Consider the following 21,972-nt stretch of genomic DNA (forward strand, 5'->3'; position numbering starts at 1 on the left):
TAACACACGATTATACCTAGCTAATCTAGGCATGAAACATGGAGGAGAGCATGTACAAAATCACTAGAGTTGAGCATCTCGTTGATAAAGACTGGCTCATGGATGTGGAAGCACCTTATGTGGCTCGAAAAGCGGAGCCGGGACAGTTTATGATTGCAAAGCTAGGGGAGCTTGGAGAAAGAATTCCCTTAACCATCGCAGACTATGATAGGGAGAAGGGGACCATTACCATTGTGTTCCAGGTAATCGGTGCATCTACGGAGAAATTCAGTCATCTGAAGGCGGGCGATTATTTTACCGATATCGTAGGTCCCTTGGGCCGTCCATCCGAACTTGTCGAGATGACGAAGGAAGAACTGGAAAAGGAGAGTATCATCTTTATTGCCGGCGGTGTAGGGGCAGCTCCCGTTTATCCGCAGGTGAAGTGGCTTCATGAAAGAGGAATCGAAGCGGATGTTATCTTAGGGGCAAGAAATAAGGATCTTCTTATTATGGAAGAGGATCTTCGTAAAGTAGCGAAGAATGTATATGTGACAACAGATGACGGTTCTTACGGTGATAAGGGCGTGGTAACCGACGTTTTAAAGCGTCTGGTTAACGAGGAAGGAAAGAAATACACTCGTTGTATCGCTATCGGTCCAGTTATCATGATGAAGTTCGCGGCACTTACAACGAAAGAGCTGGGTATTCCGACCATCGTTTCCATGAATCCGATTATGATTGACGGAACGGGAATGTGCGGTGCTTGCCGTCTGGTTGTGGGAGACCAGGTGAAATTTGCCTGCGTAGACGGACCGGAGTTTGACGGACATTTGGTTGACTTTAATCTGGCCATGAAGAGACAGCAGACCTATAAGACAGAAGAGGGTAAGGCACTTCTGGAACTGTTGGAAGCTGAGAAGTCCCATGGTGGATGCGGAAATTGCAACTAAGGGAGGAAAATTATGGCTGATATGATGAAAAGAGTTCCTGTTGCTGAGCAGGAGCCGAAAGTTCGTGCAAAAAACTTTGAGGAAGTATGTTTAGGATATACGGAAAAAGAAGCGATGGAAGAGGCGGTACGCTGCTTGAATTGCAGAAACCCGAAGTGTGTGGTAGGTTGCCCCGTATCCATTCAGATTAATGAATTTATTCACGAGGTAAAGGAAGGAAACTTTGAGAAGGCGGCAGAAATCATTGCTCGATCCTCTGCTTTACCTGCTGTTTGCGGAAGAGTATGTCCGCAGGAGACACAGTGTGAAGGTGTTTGTATCCGCGGTATCAAGGGAGAGCCTGTTGCCATCGGAAAGCTGGAGCGTTTTGTAGCGGACTGGGCAAGAGAACATGGCTTCCAGGCGGCTAAGGCAGGAGAGCCGAACGGAAAGAAGGTAGCCGTAATCGGTGCAGGCCCGGCCGGGCTTACCTGTGCGGGAGACCTTGCTAAACTTGGTTATGATGTAACGATTTTTGAAGCTTTCCATGAACCGGGCGGCGTACTGCAGTACGGTATTCCGGAGTTCCGTCTTCCGAAGACGAAGGTTGTAGGACCGGAAATTGAAAATGTAAGGAAGCTCGGAGTAAAGATATTGACCAATGTTTTCGTAGGTCGTTCCATTACCGTGGATGAGCTCTTAAATGAAGAAGGCTTTGATGCCGTGTTCCTGGGAACCGGAGCAGGTCTTCCTAAGTTTATGAATATTCCGGGTGAAAGTGCAAATGGCGTTTTCTCCGCTAATGAGTTCCTGACCAGAAATAACCTGATGAAGGCTTATCTTCCGGAATCCGATACACCGATGCGTGCCGGAAAGAAAGTGGTAGTCGTAGGTGGCGGTAACGTTGCCATGGACGCTGCAAGAACCGCCCTTCGTCTAGGGGCAGAGGTACACGTTGTGTATCGCCGTTCCGAGGAAGAACTTCCTGCAAGAAAAGAAGAAGTGCATCATGCTAAGGAAGAGGGGATTATCTTCGATCTCTTACAGAATCCGGTAGAGATTCTGGTAGATGAGAACGACTGGGTAACCGGTGTGAAGATTGTAAAGATGGAATTGGGAGAGCCGGATTCTTCCGGAAGAAGACGACCGATTGAAATTCCGAATTCCGAGTATGTGATGGAATGTGATACGGTAATCATGTCTCTTGGAACCTCTCCGAATCCGCTGATCAGTTCTACAACGAAGGGGCTCGACACGGATCGCAGAGGCTGCATCATTGCCAAAGAGGAAAACGGAGAAACCACAAAGACTGCCGTATATGCAGGTGGAGATGCAGTAACCGGTGCAGCAACCGTTATCCTTGCTATGGGCGCAGGAAAGGCAGCAGCAAAGGGAATTCACGAATATCTTTCCAATAGGTAGTTGATTGGAATTAGATATCAACACCTTTTGTCCTATAACTCTCGTAATGAAAGAATAAAAAAACTTCCGACGTTTTTCGTCGGAAGTTTTCTTTTTGCAGTGCACTTGGCACATGCGCCTCTATTTTTTTATTTCTTTAGTTTTATTTCTTTTGACTTAGATAGCTCTTGTGTACTTCTTTAAGAAAGCCTTCTCGTCGTCATTTAAGTGCGGAGCGATAACCTCATAAACCTTTGCATGATAGTCATTTAAGAGTTTCTTATTCTCTTCGCTCATCATATCCGGGTTAATGGCATCAAGGTCAAACGGAACTAAGGTGATTGCTTCGAAGTAAAGGAACTGACCATACTCGTTCTTTACGCCCTTTCTTGCCAAAAGCTCATTCTCAAGACGGATACCGTGAGAACCTTCAATATAGAGACCCGGCTCATCGGTAATAATCATACCTTCCTGGATTTCTTCCACTTCTCCGGCTCTGTACTTATAACGGAAGCCTGCAGGACCTTCATGGATATTTAAAAGGTATCCTACACCGTGACCGGTTCCATGGTTAAAGTTCATATCTCTATCCCAGAATGGCTTTCTTGCCAGAATATCCAGAGTTAATCCGCTGCAGCCCTGGAGGAACTTTGCACTGCCAAGCTGGAGGTTACTGATGGCTACCAGTGTAAAGTCATCCTTCATATTCTGAGGAACCTCTCCTAAAGCGAAGGTTCTGGTAATATCGGTTGATCCCTCGTAGAAACCTGCACCGGTGTCGCTTAAGTACAAGGTTCCTTCCTTAAACTCCACATCTGTTTCCGGAGAAGAACAGTAGTGCACGATGGCGGAGTGAGGACCAAAAGAGGAAATCGGCTCAAAGCTGTCACGGATAAAGTTGCCCATCTCCTTACGGAACTCATCGAGCTTCTCGGAAGCACTAAGCTCCGTGATTCTGATCTTGCCGACATTTTCCTTTAACCACTTCATGAAACGCAGGTGCGCAATGCTATCCTTTATCTGCGCCTTGCGGATATTTTCAATCTCTACCGGATTTTTCAAGGCTTTCATCAGAATAGCAGGATTTCTCTTGTTTACAACATGTACGGAAGCAGGGATATTGTTAAAGATAGCATAGTTCAGCTTGGACTTATCTACCATAACAGTGATGCCTGTGGGAAGCTGCTTCACATCCTCGTAGATGGCATTATAAGGATGGAGATTTACACCTTCCTTCTTTAAAAGAGCCTTCAGATTGTCATCGAGCTTTCTTTCGTCAATGTAGAGTTCGAAGCTGTCTTTCTTGATGATGGCATAGGAGAGAACAAGGGGGAAGAACTCAATATCATTTCCACGAATGTTCAGAGTCCAACAGGTATCATCCAGAGTGGATACGATATGAGCATCGCAGCCGGCTTCTTCCATTTCCTTACGAATACGAGCCAACTTGGAAGCGGTACTTTCTCCGGTGTATTTTTCCTCTAAGAAAAATGCGGGCTCCTCGGAAAGAGGAGGACGATCAGTCCAGATTTCGTCGATTAAGTCTTCCTGATAATCGACTTTGGCACCTTTTTTCTTTGCTATTTCGGCATACTCATCTCCTTCTCCAACGGAAACAACACGTCCGTCGAAAGAAAGAGTTTGTCCGGCCTGCAAAATCTCTTCCAAATATTCGTTTACGCTAGGAACACCCGGCTCAAACATCTTCATCAGGGTAACGGTTGTACCTTCCAGCTGCTTGGCAGCTTGGATAAAGTAACGACCGTCAGTCCAAAGCTTTGCATCGTTTAACGTAATCACTGCCGTTCCTGCAGATCCGGAGAAGTTGGTGATAAACTTTCTTGCCTTGAAATGTTCTCCAACATACTCACTCTGATGAAAATCTGCAGTTGGTACTACATACACATCAATGTTTTTCTCCCGCATAAGCTTGCGTAATGCGGCTAATCTCTCTGGTACTGTCATAAGATCCTCCTTGAATGAACAAGCCGTAAAGACAGAGAAATACAGAATCAATCGGTTTCAAAAACCCTTCTTCCTCCATTTATTTTCATTTGGAAAAATAAACTGTATAAACCCTGCTCGGTCAGCAATTTTCAACCTTTTTCATTGTACCGCAAAAACGATTTTACGGAAAGACTTTCCGTAAAATAGATAGAAAAATCAAAATAAACAGGCTTAATTTGTAGAAAATTGCTTAGACTTCTTCCTTGTCCTTTTCTGCAAGGATTAATTCCTTTGCATAGGGAAGCGTTTTTATCCAGTCACAGAAGCTATGCCATTCCTGCAATTTATGTCCTTTTCTTGAGAAATACATATTGATGAGATTCTCGTAGTTCATGGTGCAGGTGCGCATCTGGTTGTAGGAGGAAGGGAGAAGCTGAATCAAGGTATACCAGTCCTCTCTCTTTTTCTCTTCCACAAATTTAAGGCGGATACGCTCTAAGTCCGAGATGGTTCTTTCCAAAATCGCTATTCCTTCTTCTGTCAAATGATCATGGGAAAAATCATCCAAAGAAAAGGCCTTGGAGTGGATTTTGTGCATTGTGGAAGTGGAGTTTGCAACAGTATGCACTTTATAGGTGTCGTATTCCTTCCACCAGTAAAGTGGAGCAGTGATATCGACAGAAACAAAAATCTGTCGGATATATTTTCTATGATCCGGACCGGCAAGACGTAATCTTTTAGCAAGAGATAAGTCATTCGGTCCTAAAATATATTGTCCGCTTTCGTCGTAGTAGGAGTCTCCTCTGTCCCAGGAGTTCATGGGATTTCTCGCCCCGCGAACGGCATTTTCAAAGTTCATTACACTGCTTCGTTCTAATTGAATCATGGTGGTCCTTTCTTATATGAATCACTCTTGTTTTCTGCTCCATTGTATCGAAGAAAAGCTTCTTTGAAAAGGGAAGTCGAAAAGTGAAAACTGCTATACAATAATCTTGAAAGATGCTAATATGTTGCCATGGTAAAGGCAAGATTTATTTGTCTGTTTTTATTCTTTTTTTATTCTTTGTCTTTGCGTTTCTTTTGGGTTTTCCGAGTCTTGAAATCCCGGATATTCTTTCTTTGTTTCCGGACTTTCTTTTTTTACACTCAAACGACAGTTTTTTTCTCAAAGAGCATTTTCGTGTTCGAACAAATTTTAAGTCTCAAATGTTCACTTCTTTGCTGCAAATATTCACTTTATTGAGGGCGAATATTCACTTTCTTACGAATAAATATTCACTTTCCGCTATTGTTTCCGCTGGCTTATTCCTAATATTCACTTTTTACGCCTTTTTCACTCGGCCCCTTAGAGCACTCTTTTTCCACGCTGCGTGAGACTGTCTCATATTTTATCCGACTTCTAAACATGAAAGTATCTAAATCTCATTTATTTATGAAAGGAGCACTTATGTATCCGTATTATTCTGAACATCCGGAAAAGCAAGAGAGTTATCAAGAAGAAAAAGAATTTGATGGGAAATATTTTTCCGATTATTCAAAGGAGTTTAGAGAGGAGGAAGAGTTAAGTTGTTTTTGGAAAAAATATTTAGAAAGAGGGAAGATTCTCCTTCTTCTTATTCTTCTTTCCGTCTCCGCATTCTTTTTTCTTGCCGTAAAAGACAGAGAGTCCGAAGTGCTATATGAAGGCAGAGCAGGCGAAGAGCAGACATATACGCAAAAAGAAGAATTTTCTGAAGGAAAAGAAAGTCGGAGTATGGAAGAAATGGAGCGTAGAAAAAAAGAAAGAGAAAGTCAGCAAGAAATCGAAAGGGTAACAGAAGAAACGGATATGGCTGATGAAAAGGAAATAGCAGATGGGAAAAAAGTGAACAAAGAAGAAACGGTAGAAGCGGAAAAAGGAAATAAAGAAGGAATAGAGGCGACTGAATCTGAAAGAAAATCCGACAAAAGAAATACTTCGACTAAAATCAATATCAATACGGCGAATGCAAAGGAATTGGAAAGTCTAAAGGGGATTGGACCTGCGACGGCGAATAATATTATTTCTTATAGAGAAGAATATGGAGGATTTTCTACGATAGAGGAAATTATGAATGTAAAACGGATTGGAGAGAAGACTTTTGCGAAGATTCAGGATTTTATTACAGTGGAATAAATGGAGGAGCGAAAGTTACTCTGCTTTTCAATGTTTACTTTAGAAAAAAGATTCGTGAATTATCGGTTCTGTCCGGAAATGTATAGAATATTGTAAGCTTTATCCCTTGTGCTTTTTGCCTTCGCCCTTTATCATTCTTATTATCTGTAAAATTATAGGAAATGTCGAATTGTGAGGATTACTTTAGCCGGTGTTTTTGGCTTTCTATAGGACAATCCCGCGTTAAGAGAAGTTGAGGGAGAAATGAAATTTAAGGATATAGAATTGAATCAAACAAAGGAATCGGAAAAGCGAAAGCTTGGTTTTGCTTTTAATAGAAAGTTTTATCGTGCCGGACTTGCAGTACTTTTAAGCCTTTCTCTCTGCCTGCCTTTCTCTACAATCGCTGAAGAACGGGTATATGGTATTAGCGATTACGGTCCTGTTTCTGTAAACGGAAATGGAGTCGGAAGAGGAAATGACCCGACCTATCAATACATAGAAGATTTATTGTACGGAAATGGAGTGAACACTCCGGCCGCAAACAATAATACAGCGGGAAATTCCTCTGCGAATCCACAGGTCAATTCCTCGGGAACACCCTCTGTGAATCCGGGAACCGCTGTAACTGCAAAGACCGGAAGTCTGCAAAATCTTGCGCAGCTGTCCGGAAACTCTTCGACAAGAACCTTATCTTCAGAAATTGATGCAAACTATGCGGTGGTCTATGATTTGGATAACGGTAGTATTTTGGCTGAAAAAAATGCTTCTCAGGCCATGTATCCGGCTTCTATGACGAAGGTCATGAGTCTCCTTATTTTTGCGGAAAGTCTTCCGGATATGAATAAAAAACTGACAATCACCCAGGATATTGTAAGCTTTGTGCAGGCCAGGGGAGCGAGTAACTGCGGTTTTATAGTGGGTGAAGAGGTTTCGGTGAAAGACCTGCTCTATGGAGTAATTCTCCCTTCCGGAGCAGATGCGGTTCTTACGCTTTGTAAGGAGGTCTCCGGGTCGGAGGCGGCCTTTGTGGAACGCATGAACAAAAGGGCGCGAGAAATGGGGCTGTCCTCACGGTGTAATTTTCAGAATGCAACAGGACTCTTCCACAGCACGCATCGTATGACAGTGAAAGATATGGCACAGATTATGGCGCTTGCCATGCAAAACCCGAGAGCCAGAGAGGTTCTGATGACGGAGAATTATCAGACCGCCCCGACCAATAAGCATGCAGAGGGCGTAAAGTTTACGAATCTCTTTTTACAAAGGATTAAAACGCAGGACTGCGGCGGCGCAACGGTACAGATGGCAAAAACCGGCTATGTGAGTCAGTCCAAGTTCTGCGTGGTAACAGCCGGAAAGGGAAGAAATGGAAAGAATCTTCTGGTTGTAAGCGGTCAGAGCTCGAGTACATGGCAGGCAATCAAAGATCAGGCTGCACTCTACAAGCTTTTTGGGGCGTAGAGGCGGCGGAATAGAGAAGTAGGAGAGTAATATGCCCATTAAGGTACAAAACAATTTACCCGCAAAATACATTCTGGAGTCGGAAAATATTTTCGTAATGGACGAAAATAGGGCCATTTCCCAAAATATTCGTCCGCTAAAGATTGTCATATTGAATCTGATGCCTTTAAAGGAAGATACAGAGCTGGATTTACTTCGTGTACTCTCGAACTTCCCGATTCAAACGGAAATCAGTTTTATGAAGGTTTCCACCTATAAATCGACCCATACCAGTTCGAGTCATTTGAATGAATTTTATGTGGAATTTAAAGATATTGAGGCAGACTACTTTGATGGCTTGATTATTACCGGTGCTCCGGTAGAGAAAATGGAGTTTTCGGAGGTGGACTACTGGGAGGAACTTTGTCAAATTATGGACTGGTCTAAAACCCATGTTTTTTCTACCTTTCATATCTGTTGGGGAGCACAGGCGGGACTGTATCACCACTATGGGATACAGAAGGTTCGCTTAGAGAAGAAATTGAGCGGAGTATATAAGCACCGCATTTTGCATCGTAAAAAAATGCTGATGAGGGGGATGGATGACGAGTTTTTTGTCCCTCAGTCCCGCTATACCGGTGTGGATGAAGAAGCTTTAAGGAGCAATAAAGAGCTTTATGTGGTAGCGGACAGCGAGGAGTGCGGAAGCTATCTGATTTTGGCTTGCTCTTCCAGACAGATTTTTGTTACCGGACACTCGGAGTATGACCGCTATGACCTGGATAAAGAGTATAAGAGGGATTTGGGAAAGGGTTTAAACCCGGATATTCCGGTGAATTACTATCCTGACAATGATCCGGAGAAGACGCCGATTCTTTCTTGGCGTTCGGGCTCAAACTGCATTTACAGTAACTGGCTAAACTTTGTATACCAAGAGACGCCTTTCGTCTTAGAGGAGATGCGTCCGGTAGGAGAGGACAGCTATCTTAGAGAAGATCACAGCAGCGAGCGTGACAGTACAATCAGCAGCAGGAGAAATTAAGTAACAGGAGAAACGAAGTAACAGTATAAAAATGAGGCATTATATAAGGATATAAAAGCATCAAAAGAAGTGGTATAAGGAGCGATAAGGAGGAGTATCAAAAGGAATAGTATAAGGAGCGATAATGGGTGTCAAAAGAGCTGGGTAAGCGCTATAAATAGTAGTAGAAGAATCGGAAACGGAATATAATAGAAACAATACAATGATATAAGCAAAGAAAGGAAAAACTATGGACGCAGTAGAACGCTTAATTTCGTATTTGAAGATTGACACCGAATCGATACCGGATCAGGACCATATTCCTTCCAGTGAAAAGCAGTTTGACCTGGCAAGAGTTTTGGAAAAGGACTTAAAGGAGCTTGGAGTATCCGATGTTCGTTTGACAGAGCATTGCTATGTGTATGGTAAGATTCCTTCCAATCTTTCCAGAGAGGAAAATGCAAAAACCCCCGCCCTTGGCTTTATTGCCCATATGGATACCGCACCTTCTGCAAGAGGAAAGAATGTCAAGCCTCGAATTATTGAGAACTATGATGGAAAAGATATCGTCTTAAATGAAACGGAGACGCTTTCTCCTAAGATTTTCCCAAGGCTCCTAGATGCTGTTGGAGATGATTTGATGGTTACCGACGGAACAACTCTCCTTGGAGCGGATGATAAGGCCGGTGTCGGAGAAATCATGGCAATGGCGGAATACCTTTTAAGTCATAAGGAAGTGCCGCACGGCGATATTTGTATCGGTTTTACGCCGGATGAGGAAGTTGGATGCGGTGCGGATATCTTTGATATTCCGGGCTTCGGAGCAGAGATTGCCTATACTGTGGACGGAGGGATACTTGGTGAAGTGGAGTATGAAAACTTCAATGCCGCTTCCGGAAAGCTGAAGATCCACGGTGTGAATGTGCATCCCGGTTCCGCTAAGGACAAGATGCTCAATGCCCTGCTTCTTGCTATGGAATTTAACAGCCTGCTTCCACCTTGCATTCCTGCAAATACAGAGGGCTATGAAGGTTTTTTCCATCTTTGCGATATGTCCGGCGAGGAAAGCCATGCGGAGATGAATTATATTATCCGTGACCACGATAAGGCGAAGTTTGAGGAAAAAAAGAAGATCTTTGCCGATGCCGCTGAAAAGCTGAATCAGAAATACGGGGCTAAGGGCGCATCTTTTGAGGCGGTAATCAAGGACAGCTACTTCAATATGAAAGAAAAGCTGAAAGACCATATGTATATTGTCGAGGTTGCAAAGACAGCCTTTGAGAAAGAAGGAGTGAAGCCGATTGTTACGCCGATTCGCGGAGGCACGGACGGCGCAAGTCTTTCCTATAAAGGACTTCCCTGCCCGAATCTTTCCACCGGCGGAGACAATTTCCACGGAATCTATGAGTATTTGAATCTAAGCTCCTTTAGAAAAATGATTGACGTACTTATCAGAATCACACAGGAAATGATTGGAAAAAAGCCGTAGAGAATCCTAAAAGGACCTGAAATAAGGAAGAGGCAAAAAGGGATAGAAGGAACAATGGGGGAAAGGATATGACAAATATCATCAACACGTTTTGTCCTATAAGCCCCGTTTGTCCCATAAGCCAGAAACGACAAAGAAAAGCTGTAGCGTTTTCCCGCTACAGCTTTTATCTTAATCTATATGAGTTCAACTCTTTAATCTATACTCATTCAATATTCAATTTTATAAAGTAGCCATTGGTCTATACCACCTTTTTTATTTCAGCCTGTTTATATTTTAAAATGGACTCGCACCATAGATTTTCTAAAATACAAATGGTTGATGGGGTATCTCTTATTCTCTTTTTGGGAACGCCTTCGACTGTTGAAAATAAGAAGAAAGTCTTCTACAAACCGATAGCCCTTTAGCTACGCAAATATTCGTTTTCTTTTATCTTAGGTTCGTTACCAAAAAGAAGCACATTTCTGGGTCCATGGGACTGTACCTCTCTTTCGTATTATAGTTCGCAAGTTCTTTCTGCTTGCACTTTGCTAAGCTGCTCTCCTTTCTCTTCAGAGAGAAGACTTTTTGCATTTGTTTTTCGTTTCTTGGCTAAAGTCTAACATAGAAAATTTCTTTTGTAAATAGATTTTTAGAAAAAATATTATTTTTATTTATAATAATTATTTAGAGAAATAGTAGATAAGAAATCGGTAGATTTCTATAGCGTAATTTGGAGATGAATTAGCCATAATGTAAATTAGAAATAAAAGTTTACATGAAAGTATTTTAAATTATCCCAGGGGATTGTACCGGGGAAATGGCATCTGCTACAATAAAGCTATTCGAAAGAAAATCCCTAATACGATAGACATCATAAAACTATAGATAACATAAGAATATAGTACATCATAAGAATATAGCTTAACATAAGAATATAGCTTAACATAAGAATATAGCTTAACATAAGAATATAGTACTGTAATTATGATTATAGTACATGATAAAAGGAGGGAGTTAAGATGGTTTCACTTTTTGAAGATAGAGCAGAGGCAAAGAAAAGATTGCGGGAAAAAGTCCAAAGCCTCCGAGGGAAACTGGGCAGGGACTCGATTGCCAAGTCGGACGAAGAGATTCAGCTTAGACTTTTGCAGTTACCGTACTTTCTTACTGCAGAAAGTATTTTCACTTATGTCAGTATGGAAAGAGAACCCTGCACAAAAGAAATCATAGATACCGCCTTTGCGATGGGAAAAAGAGTATATGTACCGCGCTGTCTACCCGGAAAAGAGAAGATTATGGAGGCTGTGGAAATCTTCTCCTGGGACGACCTTCAGCCCGGAACTTTGGGGATATTGGAACCGAGAAAAGAGATAGAGGGAGCGAAGGTACAAGTATTTTCCTTAATGATTATCCCTTGCGTTTCTGCAGATAGAAGAGGAGGAAGATTAGGACACGGTGCGGGCTACTATGATCGTTTTTTAGAGAAAAACGCAGGAAGCAAACTCTGCCTATGCTACGCTTCTTTGCTTTCCGAAAAGATTCCGATGGAGAAGCAAGACATATTTATGGATTATGTTCTTACAGAAGAAGAAATGATTCCCTGCAGAAGATAATCTTAAAGAAGTTCCTCCATATCTCTCGGAAGAGGAATTTCAAACTGCATCTTTTCACCGCTTTCCGGATGAAGGAACTCGATGGAGCTCGAATGGAGCGCCTGTCTTTTCATGTAAGGCGTGTAAGCGTTCCCGCCATATAAACTGTCTCCCAGTAAAGGGCAGCCGATATAGGAAAGGTGCACCCGAATCTGATGTGTTCTTCCGGTCTCTAAGCGAAGCTTTATACGGGAGAAGTCCTTTTCGGGAAAATATTCTACGGATAGAATATTGGTTACCGCTTCCTGTCCGTTTTGAAAATGTACCTCCCTAAGCATGTATTCATTTTCCACCCTTTGAATCGGCGCGGAAATACGAAGAATATCTCCGTTTTTTTCCAGTCCGGGAAGTGTTTTGAGGGACGTGGGGAGAGAGTCGGGGATTCCGAGATTCCCGGAATTCTTTGCATTCTCTTTGGAAACAGAATATGGAGAAGTGGTGTTTTCAAAAGCTAAGGCTGGATTTCCGTGACAAAATGCGGTATAGCATCTCTCGATTCTTCCGGCACGCATATCCTGATTTAGGAGGGAGCCGGAAAATTTATTCTTTCCTAAAAGGAGGAGACCGCTCGTGTCCAGATCCAGGCGGTGAATCATGCGGCAAACAAAAGGCTGAATTCCTTTTATTTCTTTATAGTAGTAGGAAGCGGCTCCTGCCAGTGTTCCTTCATAGTGCCCGGGAGAGGGGTGCGAAGGAATTCCTGCAGGCTTGTTCAAAAGCAGAATATCTTCATCCTCGTAAACGATATCTAAAGGAAGAGAATAGGGCGCAGCGGAGTCCTCCGCTTCCATTTCCAGAAAGGAAATACTTAAAAGATCTCCGTCATTAAGAAGATCGATGCTAAATGCCCATTGCCCATTTTTCTCTATCCCGTAGTGCGTTACTCCATTTTCTACATACTTCACTTTTTTTAAGCCGGAAATCATTCCTCGGGTATAGCGTTTCCTATGTAAAAAAGCTTCTATGGTCAGGCCATGGAAGCTTTTGGTAATCTTGTAGTTCAGTTTTCGGATATTCTGCTTCATTAGAATGCGAAGGTATCCTTTAAAGGAAGCCAAAGCTCATCCTTCTCGGAAAGAATCAGAGGGCTTCCGTCTTCCATGTAATAGCCGTCCTTATGTGCATTTCCCCGATACTCACCCTTTAACTCGGGCCACTCGATTCCAATAGAGGGATCATTCCAGGCAAGACCGCCCTCGTCACCGGGATGATAAAAATCCGTTACCTTATACGCGAACTCCGCAAAATCGGAAAGTACAAGGAAGCCGTGTGCAAAGCCCTCCGGAATATAGAACATTTTTTTATTCTCTTCGGTCAGGATGATGCCGAAGTGCTTTCCATAGCTGGGACTGGACTTTCGTAAATCTACTGCAACATCATAAACTCGTCCTTTCAGCACACGAACCAGTTTTCCCTGAGGGAATTCTTTTTGAAAATGCAGTCCTCGCAAAACACCTTTTTGAGACATACTTTGATTGTCCTGTACAAAAGTGAGATCAAGCCCTGCCTCCTTGAAATCTCTTTCGTTATAGCTTTCCATAAAATAGCCCCGACTATCCTTATGCACTGTAGGGGTAATGATGCATAAACCTTCGATATCGGTTTTTTCAACATGAATCTGTCCCATAACTGACCCTTTCTGAAGCTTTCTTTTTTTAACCAGCTCATAGCATACCATAAAGAAAAAAGAATGAGAATTTTTTTTCGAAAATTGCTTGACAAAAATAAAAGTCTTTATTATATTATTCAATGTTGATAGTGATTATCAATTTTGTTTTATTCAACTAACTAAGAATAAAGCAAAGGAATGAAGAAAGGGAAAGCCAATGAACTATTCCAGACAACGAGCAGAAGTCTTGGATCAGATTCGTGGACATAAGGATCATCCCACGGCTGATACGATTTTTGCTGAACTAAGAACGAAGGATCCCAGCATCAGCTTGGCAACGGTATACCGAAACTTAAAGCTTCTTTCGGATTTAGGAGAAATTCGAAAACTGAGTTTTGTTTCCGGAGCGGATCGTTTTGACCCTACGGTAAAAGCGCATTATCATTTTATATGTGAGAAGTGCGGACGGGTTTACGATGTACCGATGAAGGCTGCGGAAGTCTTGGATACGGATGTTCTGGACTCCGAAGTGGAGATGTACATTCCGGGAGTAATTACAAGTCATGACTTGGTTTTCCATGGAATATGTGATGAGTGTGGAGCTGTGGAGGGTTCGGCGCTCGGAGCAGAAGTGTAAAGAAGTGTCATTGTCAGGAATGCACGCTTCGAGTTGAGCAAATATTACTGCACAGGGCAGTGATGTTAAGTTGAGTGAGCCGGTAAGGCGGAAAAGGAGAAAAGGTTATGAAGACATGGGTTTGTTCAGTTTGTGGTTATGTTTATGAGGGAGCACAGGCTCCCGAGCAGTGTCCGGTATGTAAGGCAAGCTCCGATAAGTTCGTTGAGCAGAGTGGAGAGCTTACATGGGCTGCTGAGCACGTAATCGGTGTAGCTAAGGACGTTCCGGAAGATATCAAGAAGGATTTGAGAGCTAACTTTGAAGGTGAGTGCAGTGAGGTTGGTATGTACCTTGCAATGAGTAGAGCAGCTTATAGAGAGGGATATCCCGAGGTAGGCGACTACTACAGACAGGCTGCATTTGAAGAGGCAGATCATGCATCTCGTTTCGCAGAACTCTTAGGAGAAGTTGTTTCCGCATCCACTAAGGAGAACTTAGAGGCTCGTGTTAAGGCGGAGAACGGTGCTACTGCAGGTAAGGTTGACCTTGCTAAGAGAGCGAAGGCACATGACTTAGACGCTATCCATGATACTGTTCACGAAATGGCTAGAGATGAGGCTAGACACGGTAAGGCTTTCTACGGTCTCTTAAAGAGATACTTCAACTAATATAATTGATAAAACCGATTGATTTTATAATTGCTATAGATTAAAATAATACGGTCAACATCATGGTTGAGCCGAAGGAAATAGAGGAAGAGCGCTTCCTCTATTTCTAATTATTGATGAGTGTTGTAATCTGTTTTTACAATATTTCGTTTTTTATGTCTGCTATAGGAAAAATAGTGACACAGCTGTAGAGGAGGGTTATTATGGCAAACTACAAGGGTACGGAAACAGAGAAAAACTTATGGGCGGCATTTGCCGGAGAGTCTCAGGCAAGAAATAAGTATACTTATTATGCTTCTCAGGCAAAGAAGGACGGATATCAGCAGATTGCGGCTATTTTGGAAGAGACAGCGGCAAACGAAGAGTATCATGGAAAGATGTGGTTTAAGGAGCTTGCCGGACTTGGCGGCGGAATCGGAGATACAGCAGCAAACTTAAAGGCTGCTTCCGAAGGTGAGCACTATGAGTGGACCGAGATGTATAAGAACTTTGCAGAAGTAGCGGAGAAAGAGGGATTTAAGGAGCTTGCCGCAAAGTTCCGTCTGGTAGGAGCGGTAGAGAAAGAGCATGATGCTCGTTTCCAAGAGCTTTTACAGGGAATTTTAGATAATACCACCTTCAAAGAGGATAAGCCGACACTTTGGCACTGTAGAAACTGCGGTTTTATCTATGAGGGAGAGGAAGCACCGGAGGTATGTCCTTGCTGTAATCATCCGAAGGCTTACTTCGAGAGAAAGGCTGATAACTATTAAAGAGCACCGCTTTTGGAATTGCGTAGAGTTTCATAACGAATAGGGTGCACAAAGCGTGCAGGATTGCAGTATTGAAAAGAAGGACTGCATTGCGAGAGTATCGCAATGTAGTCTTTTACTTTTATCTAATTTTCAAAGAAAGACTGTGTTTATAGAATTTGTTTTATTTCCATAATACGACTTCCTTCGGAAAAATAAGAAAGCTTTTATACTTCTAAGAATTGACGGAAAGCACAGTTTGGGATAGACTTTTTAAGTGTTTTAAAGGAATGCTTTAGTTGCTTTTATTTCCCGGAATGGAAAGAGAGGATATAGATGAAGAAACCGACAGTTTTATTGATTCTTGACGGCTATGGAGAGAGAAAAGAGAAAGAGGGCAATGCGATTGCCCTTGCCAAGACGCCCGTTATGGACAGACTGAAGAAGGAATTCCCCTATGTGGAGGGACAGGCCTCCGGTCTATTCGTAGGGCTCCCTGACGGACAAATGGGGAACTCTGAAGTAGGGCACATGAATATGGGCGCCGGGAGAATTGTTTATCAGGAATTAACCCGAATCACAAAGTCTATTCAGGATGGTGATTTTTTTGAAAATAAAGCTTTAAAGGCTGCGGTAGAGCATTGTAAGAAAGAGGATTCCGCCCTGCACTTTATGGGCTTGGTTTCCAGTGGCGGAGTACACTCTCATATTGAGCACATCTACGGACTTTTGGAGCTTGCCAAGAGAGCAGGCTTAAAGAAGGTTTATCTTCATGCCTTTTTAGACGGTAGGGATACGCCTCCCGATTCCGGAAAATCTTTCCTTCTCGCTGTAGAAAAGAAGATGCAGGAGCTTCATGTAGGAGAGATTGCGACGATTTCAGGAAGATATTATGCCATGGATAGAGACAAGAATTATGACAGAGTGGAAAAGGCGTATCGCGCTATGGTGGACGGCACGGGAGAAAAGGCTTCTTCCGTAGAAGAGGCGATAGACGCTTCTTATGCGAAGAAGGTATATGATGAATTTGTACTTCCGACGGTGATTGAAAAAGATGGAGCAGTGCATACTGTTTCTGACGGTGATGCAATGATTTTCTTTAACTTCCGCCCGGATAGAGCAAGAGAAATCTGCCATGCTTTCTGTGATGATGATTTCAGTTTCTTTGAGAGAGGAGCAAGGAAGAATATATTCTTTGTCTGCTTTACGGACTATGATCCTACGATTCCCAATAAGCATGTGGCTTTCGAAAAGGAAGAAATTCATAATACTTTGGGAGAAGTGGTTTCCAACCTGGGAAAGAATCAGCTTCGTATTGCGGAGACCGAGAAGTATGCCCATGTTACTTTCTTCTTTAACGGAGGGAAAGAGGAACCTTATGAAAATGAGGATAGAATCCTTGTTCCTTCTCCGAAGGAGGTTCCAACCTATGATTTAAAGCCTGAAATGAGTTGCTATACGGTTACGGAAAAGCTGACTGAAGCAATCAGGTCCGGAAAGTATGATTTGGTGGTAGCTAACTTTGCTAATCCCGACATGGTGGGACACACCGGTGTTCTCCCCGCAGCAATCAAGGCGATTGAGGTAGTGGATGAGTGCATGGGAAAGGTTGTTGATGCGGTAGAGTCCATGCATGGGAATCTCTTCATTTTAGCGGATCATGGCAATGCGGATATTATGATTGATGAAAAGACGGGAGAACCTTATACGGCACATACGACAAATCCCGTGCCTTTTATTCTGGTAAGTGAAGAGAAACATAAGTTAAGAGAAGGCGGATGTCTTGCAGATGTTGCACCGACTCTTTTGGAGCTAATGGGTATCCCGCAGCCAAAGGAAATGACAGGAAAGAGTCTTTTGGAAAAATAAAGTCGGATTTTTATAATAGAGGAAAAAACCAAGGAGGGGAGGAGTCTTCTCCCTTGGCAGTAGAGAGGAGTAGGCATGAAAATCGGAATCTGCACCGACTCGGGTTCGGGAATCACCCCGGAGGAGGGAAGAGAGCTGGGAATCAAAGTGGTTCCTATGCCCTTCCGAATGGGGGAAGAGGAATATTTTGAAGATATCAACATGAGCCGGGAAGAGTTCTTTCAAAGGCTTCTTTCGGGAGAACTGGTTTCTACCTCTCAGCCCTCTATGGAGAGTGTTATGGAGGCTTGGGATGAGTTGCTTACGGAATACGATGAAGTTGTGCATATTCCTCTAAGCTCCGGACTTTCCGGATCTACGCAAACCGCTATCATGCTCTCACAGGATGAGCCGTATCTTGGAAGAGTTTTTGTGCCGGACAGCCGTGGAGTTTCCGTGACACAGCGCATGCACTGTATTTTTGCGAAGCTGCTTGGAGAAAAGGGCTATACCGGAAAAGTGATTCAGGACCTTTTAAATCATTCTACCGGAGAAAACGGGATCTATATCGGGGTACAAAACTTAAGCTACTTGAAAAGAGGGGGAAGGATTACTCCTATGGCGGCTGCAATCGGTACCTTGTTACAAATCAAGCCGGTTCTTGCCATCAATGAGGGAGGAAAGCTGGATTCCTACAAGAAGGTAAGAACGGAAAAGCAGGTCAGGGAAGCAATTATCGAGGGCTTACATCAGACACTTGAGCGATTGGGAGACCCGGAGGCGAGGGACTGTCATATTGCGGTTGCTTATACGGATAACAAAGAGCAGGCAGAGAACTTTAGAGAGCAGCTTAAGGCGGAGTTTCCGAATCGTTTTGAAGAGGAAATTGTGGTTCGCCCGCTGTCCCTCCTTATTTCTTGCCATATCGGGGAAAATGGTCTCGGAGCAGCAGTTATTAAAAGACCTAAGGAGCTGAACTAGTCTACCAGGTGCTGTAAAAAAATCAAAATAATTTTCTAAGCAATATAGGTCTGAACTTGGGCACGCTCTCGCTAGCTTCGCCTGACTGAGCAGTAGTCTTGTTGACTACTGCTCACTTTGCTTTGCAAAGCAACTTCCTTCGGAAGTTGGTCTGTTACAGAACAACTTTTCTGATGAAAAGTTTGTCCTTACATAACGGATACTAAGCGAAAAACTGCGTTTCTCTTGTTTTTCGCAAGTACCGACGGGCTCAGACTACCCCGCATTCAGACCTATATTGCAAAAATCACTTTATTATTTTGATTTTTTTACAGCCCCTTTTCTTTTACTTACGGATAAAGCAGGAGGTATCTCGCTTGATGGCTTCCTTTGCGTATTAGCTGTCAGGCATTTCTGCAGGGAGCGATGAAGTTACCCGGCAGGGGGCTACGATTTCATATTTTTTTCCGTCCGTTTTTATTTGAATTTCTCCGACTTTTGCCGTTTCTAAGGGAATGAGGCGGAAGTAGGAACATTTTTCCAAGGTGATTTGATGCGGATGTCCATAACGATTGTTCTTTCCGTAGGAAAAGAGTGCGAACTTTCCTTTTGTTTCTGAAAGAAAAATGGGAGAAGAGGAAGTTTTCGATCCGTGGTGCGCGAGTTTTATGATATCCACAGAGGGGCTTTGCCCCTCTTTTTTTATAGCGGAAAGCATTGCTTCCTCGGCTTCTTTCGGCATATCACCGGTAAAAACCATGGAAAAATCTCCGTATCGAAGGATACAGCCTAGGGAATGTGCATTTGCTTCTTCCATGGGGGCATTTGTGAGCGGGTAGTAACAGCGCAGGGATAGAAAAGCCGATTTTTCGGAAGGCGCCGTATCGGAGGGAGGAAATAAGTCAGAGGAAGGAGCTGTGCCGGAGGGAGGAAGTGTGTCAGAGGGAGAAGTTGTGTCAGAGACAGAGTGATTTTTATTACCATACACTATACTGTTTCCGTTTTTCCAATACAGAAGCCTTGCTCCATGCCTTCCGGCAAGGCGCTTTAAGAGATCATAGCGATAATCGTCTTTGGCTTGTACCGGAAGAATCAGATTTTCAATCTGCAGTTTACATATGTCTGAGTGTGTGCTTTCCGTACTTCCCTCTTCCAAAATGGCTTGTATTCCGCTCGTGTGATCGATATCGGAATGGGTGATTAAGGCGTACCGGATTTTATGGATTCGCTTCGCTTTGCAGTAGGGCAGCAGGGTATTTTCCGGAAAATTTTTGTCGGAGGAGGAGCCGTTATCAATGGTCATGACAAAATTTCCTTTTCGAATAAGGAAGCCGTCGCCTTGTCCCACGTAGAGGGCGGTGATTTCCAAGTCTTTAGGTGGAGAGGGAAGAAAGAGCGGTATAGTACAGATAAATAGAAGAGAAAGAATATTTTTGAGATAGCATATTTTTTTTATCGCAAAGAGAGAAATGCAAGAGAAGGATGAGTTGATTTGCTTTTCCTTCTCTTTCTTTTGCATTTGCCTTCTTTTTTTTATTACAGATTGCAGAGGGAAGAGGAAGAGTATGTAAAAAAGAAAAAGATAGAGAAAGAGAGCGGGGAGGGAAAGTTTTCCTAAAAGAAGGGAAGAATAGGGAAGCTGCAGGCTAAAGTAAATGAGGCTATGGAAAAGGCTTAAAAGAAAAGACAGGCTTTGAGAAAGTAGCTTTACAAGAGGGAAGAAAAGAGGGGGAAGATGAGAGAAAAGAATAGAAAGAATCCCGAGAAAAAAGATAAAAGGAAGCAAGGGGAGGAGGAGCAGATTTAAAAGAGGGGCATAAAGCGGAAAGGAGGATTGTAAAAAGGAAAAAAGCGGAAATAAGCCGAGATAAAATAGAAAGAGCTCTTTTCCCCCTTCCTTTATTTTTTTTGGTAGAAGCCTTAAAAGTTCTGTGAATCTTTTCTTTCTCTTAGCTTTTTCCCATTTTTTAGAGAGGGCTTTCCGCCTCTTCTTACCGTCTCGTAAAGATAAGAGTAGGAGGAGAAAGAGACTGTAAAAGGAGCATTGAAAGCCGACAGAGTAAAGAAAGAGCGGTTGCAGGAAAAGCAGAAGGAGCAAAGAAAGTGAAAGCGAAGAAATCCTGTCTTGCCCTCTTCCCAGATTTTTCCCGAAGAAGTAGACAAAAAACATAAGCATAGCACGGAGGGTGGAGCCGGAAGAACCGGTAAAAAGAGCAAAGGAAAGAACGAAGAAGGAGGAAAGGATGGAGGCATAACTAAGTTCCATTCCAAGAAGGCGGAGGAGTACAAAACAAGTCCCTCCGACGAGAGATAGATGTAAGCCGGAAACTGCAAGGATATGGGCGATTCCCGCTTCCTGATAAAGACCTTTCTCTTCTTTGGAAAGGGCTGATTTTTCTCCGAGGAAAAGGCTTTTTAGAAAAGCACTTTGCTCTTCGGGATACAGTTTCTCTAAGTCACGGGAGGCTTGCCTTTTTAATTTGTAGAGAAGCTTTAAGAAGGGGGAGGAGTTGTTCTCTCGGACTTCTCCTTTATTCTTAACAAGTGTTGCTCGCATAGCGTGCAATATCTCGTTCTGAACAAGTGGCAAAGGCGAAGCCGGAGACATCTTGTTTGCCAGAAAAAAAGCTTCTATTCCTTCTCCTTTACAATATTGTAAAAAGGAGAATTCTCCTTCATTCATTGCAGGACTAAGCTCCATGAATTTTCCATGAAAAACTACCCTATCCCCGGGATAAAATTCTGTATATTGCGGAATTTCGGAGTCTTCCTGTGCGGTTTTTTTAAAAAGAACCTGTATTTTTTGAAAGGGTAAATTGTTTCGCGCCTCCCACTTCTCTTCCTCCTCTTTACCGAGTTCCTTCGGCTTTTTTCCTAAGGAACTATTGACTATACAATTTTTCAGAAAGATTCTATAGGCTGTTTCATTTTCCGAAATGTAGGAAATCGTGCCCTCTACGGTACAGTTTAAGGGGATGACTCTTTCAATACATTCCTGTTGCTTTTGAAAATGGCCAAGAGCGTTTTGAAAATGAAGAGAAGAAAGAAAAAAGAGAAAGAGGGAAAGAAGCAGAATTTTTTGTTTTTTCTTTCGGAAGAGAAGGCTCAGGTAGAAAAGGTAAAATAGAAGAAGGACGAAGCGGAGGGAGAGCGGAAGCTCGGGGCAGAGGAGCATTTCCCCGAAAAGCACGGAAAGTGCCAAAGAAAATAGGGGGCGAGAAATAAACATGGAAAACTCCTTAAAATGGAAATAGAAAAAAATAGAAAACAGAAATAGAAAAACAGAAATAGAAAAACAGAAATAGAAAAACAGAAATAGAAAAACAGAAATAGAAAAACAGAAATAAAAAATAGAAACATAGAAAAACAGAAAGCGAATCCTGTAGAACTTAGTTCATATCAAGCAATTAGATTAGATCAAGTAAAAATGAAACAATTAGCTTAAGCTTATAACAGGGATATGAAAGTAGGAAAGAATTCCGTACAGGAAAAGTACAAGGAATAGACCCAGAATGACTAATCCTATGGTAAGGAGCTTGTGCTTTTTCACAAAATCA

17 protein-coding genes are annotated in these 21,972 nt (G+C 42.8%); 12 read left to right on the forward strand and 5 right to left on the reverse strand.

What is annotated here, in order from left to right; translation table 11 throughout:
• Window positions 1-50 precede the first annotated feature (50 nt).
• Both HMPREF9625_RS06445 and gltA read left to right on the forward strand, forming a co-directional pair.
• On the forward strand, window positions 51-932 hold the full coding sequence (locus HMPREF9625_RS06445; protein ID WP_009533894.1) for a sulfide/dihydroorotate dehydrogenase-like FAD/NAD-binding protein: 882 nt from the start codon (window positions 51-53) through the stop codon (window positions 930-932).
• A 12-nt stretch (window positions 933-944) separates the two neighbouring features.
• The gene (gene gltA, locus HMPREF9625_RS06450; protein ID WP_009533895.1) at window positions 945-2,333 is read left to right on the forward strand and encodes an NADPH-dependent glutamate synthase; all 1,389 of its coding nucleotides are present in this window, start codon (window positions 945-947) and stop codon (window positions 2,331-2,333) included.
• A 156-nt stretch (window positions 2,334-2,489) separates the two neighbouring features.
• On the opposite strand, the gene HMPREF9625_RS06455 is transcribed toward gltA, so the two are convergent.
• Window positions 2,490-4,277, reverse strand: a complete 1,788-nt coding sequence (locus HMPREF9625_RS06455; protein WP_009533896.1) for an aminopeptidase P family N-terminal domain-containing protein — start codon at window positions 4,275-4,277, stop codon at window positions 2,490-2,492.
• Window positions 4,278-4,509: 232 nt separating this feature from the next.
• Window positions 4,510-5,145 carry a hypothetical protein gene (locus tag HMPREF9625_RS06460; RefSeq protein ID WP_009533897.1) on the reverse strand — a complete coding sequence of 212 codons (636 nt, stop codon included), beginning with the start codon at window positions 5,143-5,145 and terminating at the stop codon, window positions 4,510-4,512.
• A 561-nt stretch (window positions 5,146-5,706) separates the two neighbouring features.
• Here HMPREF9625_RS06460 and HMPREF9625_RS06465 point away from each other — a divergent pair.
• The 5 genes from HMPREF9625_RS06465 (at window position 5,707) to HMPREF9625_RS06485 (ending at window position 11,941) form a co-directional block, all read left to right on the forward strand.
• On the forward strand, window positions 5,707-6,414 hold the full coding sequence (locus HMPREF9625_RS06465) for a ComEA family DNA-binding protein (protein ID WP_009533898.1): 708 nt from the start codon (window positions 5,707-5,709) through the stop codon (window positions 6,412-6,414).
• 243 nt (window positions 6,415-6,657) lie between these two features.
• Window positions 6,658-7,857 (forward strand): D-alanyl-D-alanine carboxypeptidase family protein, encoded by a 1,200-nt coding sequence (locus HMPREF9625_RS06470; RefSeq protein WP_009533899.1) that lies wholly within the window; start codon window positions 6,658-6,660, stop codon window positions 7,855-7,857.
• Between the two features lie 31 nt (window positions 7,858-7,888).
• Entirely contained in the window at window positions 7,889-8,878 is a 990-nt protein-coding gene (locus HMPREF9625_RS06475) for a homoserine O-succinyltransferase (RefSeq protein ID WP_009533900.1), read from the forward strand.
• Between the two features lie 229 nt (window positions 8,879-9,107).
• Window positions 9,108-10,346, forward strand: coding sequence for a peptidase T (gene pepT, locus HMPREF9625_RS06480; protein ID WP_009533901.1), 1,239 nt, complete (start codon window positions 9,108-9,110; stop codon window positions 10,344-10,346).
• A gap of 1,001 nt (window positions 10,347-11,347) precedes the next feature.
• Complete coding sequence (locus tag HMPREF9625_RS06485; RefSeq protein ID WP_009533902.1) at window positions 11,348-11,941, forward strand: 5-formyltetrahydrofolate cyclo-ligase; 594 nt, start codon at window positions 11,348-11,350, stop codon at window positions 11,939-11,941.
• A 2-nt stretch (window positions 11,942-11,943) separates the two neighbouring features.
• Here HMPREF9625_RS06485 and HMPREF9625_RS06490 read toward each other — a convergent pair whose 3' ends face one another.
• Together HMPREF9625_RS06490 and rfbC are read right to left on the reverse strand one after the other, a co-directional pair.
• Window positions 11,944-13,038 (reverse strand): RluA family pseudouridine synthase, encoded by a 1,095-nt coding sequence (locus HMPREF9625_RS06490; RefSeq protein ID WP_242822665.1) that lies wholly within the window; start codon window positions 13,036-13,038, stop codon window positions 11,944-11,946.
• On the reverse strand, window positions 13,005-13,607 hold the full coding sequence (rfbC, locus tag HMPREF9625_RS06495; RefSeq protein WP_009533904.1) for a dTDP-4-dehydrorhamnose 3,5-epimerase: 603 nt from the start codon (window positions 13,605-13,607) through the stop codon (window positions 13,005-13,007). Before rfbC ends, HMPREF9625_RS06490 begins: the two co-directional genes overlap by 34 nt.
• Window positions 13,608-13,806: 199 nt before the next feature.
• Here rfbC and HMPREF9625_RS06500 point away from each other — a divergent pair, with 199 nt between their 5' ends.
• The 5 genes from HMPREF9625_RS06500 (at window position 13,807) to HMPREF9625_RS06520 (ending at window position 18,436) form a co-directional block, all read left to right on the forward strand.
• On the forward strand, window positions 13,807-14,226 hold the full coding sequence (locus HMPREF9625_RS06500; protein ID WP_009533905.1) for a Fur family transcriptional regulator: 420 nt from the start codon (window positions 13,807-13,809) through the stop codon (window positions 14,224-14,226).
• A gap of 107 nt (window positions 14,227-14,333) precedes the next feature.
• Entirely contained in the window at window positions 14,334-14,876 is a 543-nt protein-coding gene (locus HMPREF9625_RS06505; protein ID WP_009533906.1) for an NADH peroxidase, read from the forward strand.
• A 203-nt stretch (window positions 14,877-15,079) separates the two neighbouring features.
• Window positions 15,080-15,628 (forward strand): rubrerythrin, encoded by a 549-nt coding sequence (rbr, locus tag HMPREF9625_RS06510; RefSeq protein WP_009533907.1) that lies wholly within the window; start codon window positions 15,080-15,082, stop codon window positions 15,626-15,628.
• A 315-nt stretch (window positions 15,629-15,943) separates the two neighbouring features.
• Window positions 15,944-17,476, forward strand: coding sequence for a 2,3-bisphosphoglycerate-independent phosphoglycerate mutase (gene gpmI, locus HMPREF9625_RS06515; protein ID WP_009533908.1), 1,533 nt, complete (start codon window positions 15,944-15,946; stop codon window positions 17,474-17,476).
• 75 nt (window positions 17,477-17,551) lie between these two features.
• A complete protein-coding gene (locus HMPREF9625_RS06520) occupies window positions 17,552-18,436 on the forward strand; it encodes a DegV family protein (RefSeq protein ID WP_009533909.1) in 885 nt (294 codons plus the stop codon).
• Window positions 18,437-18,812: 376 nt separating this feature from the next.
• On the opposite strand, the gene HMPREF9625_RS06525 is transcribed toward HMPREF9625_RS06520, so the two are convergent.
• Complete coding sequence (locus tag HMPREF9625_RS06525; RefSeq protein WP_009533910.1) at window positions 18,813-21,644, reverse strand: ComEC/Rec2 family competence protein; 2,832 nt, start codon at window positions 21,642-21,644, stop codon at window positions 18,813-18,815.
• Between the last annotated feature and the right edge of the window lie 328 nt (window positions 21,645-21,972).

The sequence above is a fragment of the Oribacterium parvum ACB1 genome, from assembly GCF_000238055.2.
Lineage (GTDB): Bacteria > Bacillota > Clostridia > Lachnospirales > Lachnospiraceae > Oribacterium > Oribacterium parvum.

What these genes read in the sequence shown, in the direction of transcription:
- HMPREF9625_RS06460 (WP_009533897.1), bottom strand. Translation starts at nt 5,145, where the DNA reads ATGATTCAATTAGAACGAAGCAGTGTAATGAACTTTGAAAATGCCGTT.
- gltA (WP_009533895.1), top strand. Translation starts at nt 945, where the DNA reads ATGGCTGATATGATGAAAAGAGTTCCTGTTGCTGAGCAGGAGCCGAAA.
- HMPREF9625_RS06475 (WP_009533900.1), top strand. Translation starts at nt 7,889, where the DNA reads ATGCCCATTAAGGTACAAAACAATTTACCCGCAAAATACATTCTGGAG.
- HMPREF9625_RS06445 (WP_009533894.1), top strand. Translation starts at nt 51, where the DNA reads ATGTACAAAATCACTAGAGTTGAGCATCTCGTTGATAAAGACTGGCTC.
- rfbC (WP_009533904.1), bottom strand. Translation starts at nt 13,607, where the DNA reads ATGGGACAGATTCATGTTGAAAAAACCGATATCGAAGGTTTATGCATC.
- HMPREF9625_RS06505 (WP_009533906.1), top strand. Translation starts at nt 14,334, where the DNA reads ATGAAGACATGGGTTTGTTCAGTTTGTGGTTATGTTTATGAGGGAGCA.
- HMPREF9625_RS06500 (WP_009533905.1), top strand. Translation starts at nt 13,807, where the DNA reads ATGAACTATTCCAGACAACGAGCAGAAGTCTTGGATCAGATTCGTGGA.
- HMPREF9625_RS06455 (WP_009533896.1), bottom strand. Translation starts at nt 4,277, where the DNA reads ATGACAGTACCAGAGAGATTAGCCGCATTACGCAAGCTTATGCGGGAG.
- gpmI (WP_009533908.1), top strand. Translation starts at nt 15,944, where the DNA reads ATGAAGAAACCGACAGTTTTATTGATTCTTGACGGCTATGGAGAGAGA.
- HMPREF9625_RS06470 (WP_009533899.1), top strand. Translation starts at nt 6,658, where the DNA reads ATGAAATTTAAGGATATAGAATTGAATCAAACAAAGGAATCGGAAAAG.
- HMPREF9625_RS06525 (WP_009533910.1), bottom strand. Translation starts at nt 21,644, where the DNA reads ATGTTTATTTCTCGCCCCCTATTTTCTTTGGCACTTTCCGTGCTTTTC.
- rbr (WP_009533907.1), top strand. Translation starts at nt 15,080, where the DNA reads ATGGCAAACTACAAGGGTACGGAAACAGAGAAAAACTTATGGGCGGCA.
- HMPREF9625_RS06520 (WP_009533909.1), top strand. Translation starts at nt 17,552, where the DNA reads ATGAAAATCGGAATCTGCACCGACTCGGGTTCGGGAATCACCCCGGAG.
- HMPREF9625_RS06465 (WP_009533898.1), top strand. Translation starts at nt 5,707, where the DNA reads ATGTATCCGTATTATTCTGAACATCCGGAAAAGCAAGAGAGTTATCAA.
- HMPREF9625_RS06485 (WP_009533902.1), top strand. Translation starts at nt 11,348, where the DNA reads ATGGTTTCACTTTTTGAAGATAGAGCAGAGGCAAAGAAAAGATTGCGG.
- pepT (WP_009533901.1), top strand. Translation starts at nt 9,108, where the DNA reads ATGGACGCAGTAGAACGCTTAATTTCGTATTTGAAGATTGACACCGAA.